Source organism: Alcanivorax sp. HI0083 (assembly GCF_001635175.1).
The window spans coordinates 1-2,091 of sequence record NZ_LWFX01001457.1; the positions used below are offsets into that span (position 1 = coordinate 1).

Consider the following 2,091-nt stretch of genomic DNA (forward strand, 5'->3'; position numbering starts at 1 on the left):
TTGACCGCTGGGTGGCAATGATTGAGGGGGTTCAACGTTACGGGGCATCGATCATTATCGATTGCGGCAGCGCCTTGACTATCGATGCCGTGGATGCGCGCGGTGTTTTTCTGGGGGGCTATATCGTGCCGGGGCTTGGCATGCTGCGCGGAGCCTTGCTTCGGGATACTTCGGATGTGCATATCGAACCGGGAACGGCACAGCTGCAGCTTGGCCAGTCCACTGGCGAGTGTGTTCATAACGGACTCTTGCGCATGTCTGTGGCCTTTGTCACGGATGTGGTGGTTGAACTGCGCCAAGTGCTTGATGATACTTGCAAAGTGCTCGTCACGGGCGGCGATGCGCCGGAGTTGATCGGATCGTTTGCGTTTGCGTTTGAGCATGCGCCGGATCTGGTCCTGGATGGCCTGGAGCGAGTGGCAGCACGACAACAATAAACGATGGGGGAACACCTGTGCGGTGGATATTCTACAGTTTGCTGGTGATTAATCTGGTCTACGTGGGTTTTCAGTTGACCAAATCGCTGGCCCCGGAGCCTCCTTCGCTGCGTTTGCCGGTCTCCCAGGCTGCTGCCGGTGGCGAGCGTTTGCGGTTGCTCGCAGATAGTCCCCAGCCGCAGAGTGCGCCGGCGGCGAGTGTGCCCGGTGGCAGTTTGTGCCCTGTGGTTGGACCATGGGAAAACCGTGAGCAGGCAGAGGCTGGTGCAGTGCAGCTTAAGGCTATTGGTCTGCCGGGCCGGGTGCGGGGTCTGGCTGTGCAGAAGGACCGCCTTAACTGGGTGTATCTGCCTCCCTATGAGGACAGGGAGCGTGCATTGCGGGTGCTGAGAGAGCTGCAGGATCATGGAGTGGATAGCTTCATCGTCAAGGAGGGAGGGGATGCCAATGCCATTTCTCTGGGTTATTTTTCCAGCGCCGAATCCGCAGAAGGGCTTCGCCTGAAGATGCAGAATGCAGGCTATCCCGCGTTTGTCCGTGAAACGGCCCGGGATGTGACCGAATATTGGGTCTACCTGGCGAATTCGAAGCCTGAAGATAACGCCGACCTCAAGGCGTTTCTTGAGGGAAATCAGTTGCTTGGTGTCGACAAGGTTTCCTGTTACTGATCGGGTGCGCAATTATTAGGCGTTTGATGCTTAAGTGGATTGCGTCCCCCCATGCCTTTCTATAGAATTCGCAACCCTTGTGAGCTGGCGTAGCTCAGTTGGTAGAGCAGCTGATTTGTAATCAGCCGGTCGGGGGTTCGACTCCTCTCGCCAGCTCCAATTAATAAAACGCTTGGTAACTACTTGAAAACAAGTTGACAAGTTGTTGAAGCGTAAAGAGAATGTAGGCCCTTTTCTGGAGGGGTTCCCGAGTGGCCAAAGGGATCAGACTGTAAATCTGACGCGAAAGCTTCGGAGGTTCGAATCCTCCCCCCTCCACCAGATAGATTGATTTTGCCGGGCAGTTAAATTGCCAGGCGAAATCAAAAGCCGGAAGGCTGGCAGGCATCGGAAGAATTGCGGGTATAGTTCAACGGTAGAACCTCAGCCTTCCAAGCTGATGATGCGGGTTCGATTCCCGCTACCCGCTCCAGCTCCGGAGAGGTTTGGTCGCCGTTAAGGTGGCATGAAGGTTATGCTCATGTAGCTCAGTAGGTAGAGCACACCCTTGGTAAGGGTGAGGTCACCGGTTCAAATCCGGTCATGAGCTCCAATTTCCGGGCCCAGGTATATCCTGGGTCCGGCTTCATGTGTCTTGATGGTGCCAGGGTGGTCTGCGCGAATGAGCTGCAGTCCTTAAATGTGTCTTTATCGGGTGTATGCGCGCCATATGGCGAGAGAGCACAGCCAAGTTAAGAGGTGAAGAGTCGTGGCTAAGGAAAAGTTTGAACGTAATAAACCGCACGTAAACGTAGGCACCATCGGTCACGTTGACCATGGTAAAACCACCCTGACCGCCGCGCTGACCCGCGTGTGTGCAGAAGTCTGGGGCGGTAGCGCCATTGCTTTCGATGGTATTGATAATGCCCCGGAAGAGCGTGAGCGTGGTATTACCATCGCGACCTCACACGTAGAGTACGATTCTCCGACTCGTCACTACGCCCACG

Annotated in this window: 3 protein-coding genes and 4 tRNA genes; all 7 read left to right on the top strand. The window is 55.4% G+C overall.

Going from position 1 to position 2,091, the window contains the following annotated elements:
* Window positions 1-437, top strand: a 437-nt coding sequence (locus A3754_RS22065; RefSeq protein ID WP_156497145.1) for a type III pantothenate kinase, incomplete at its 5' end; no start/stop codon positions are given.
* 17 nt (window positions 438-454) lie between these two features.
* On the top strand, window positions 455-1,105 hold the full coding sequence (locus A3754_RS22070; protein ID WP_063521355.1) for an SPOR domain-containing protein: 651 nt from the start codon (window positions 455-457) through the stop codon (window positions 1,103-1,105).
* 83 nt (window positions 1,106-1,188) lie between these two features.
* Window positions 1,189-1,264 (top strand) — tRNA-Thr (locus tag A3754_RS22075).
* Window positions 1,265-1,342: 78 nt separating this feature from the next.
* Window positions 1,343-1,426 (top strand) — tRNA-Tyr (locus A3754_RS22080).
* A 77-nt stretch (window positions 1,427-1,503) separates the two neighbouring features.
* Window positions 1,504-1,577 (top strand) — tRNA-Gly (locus tag A3754_RS22085).
* A gap of 44 nt (window positions 1,578-1,621) precedes the next feature.
* A tRNA-Thr gene (locus tag A3754_RS22090) sits at window positions 1,622-1,697 on the top strand.
* Between the two features lie 156 nt (window positions 1,698-1,853).
* Window positions 1,854-2,091 (top strand): GTP-binding protein (locus A3754_RS22095; RefSeq protein WP_231880738.1); only part of this gene is annotated, 238 nt, incomplete at its 3' end.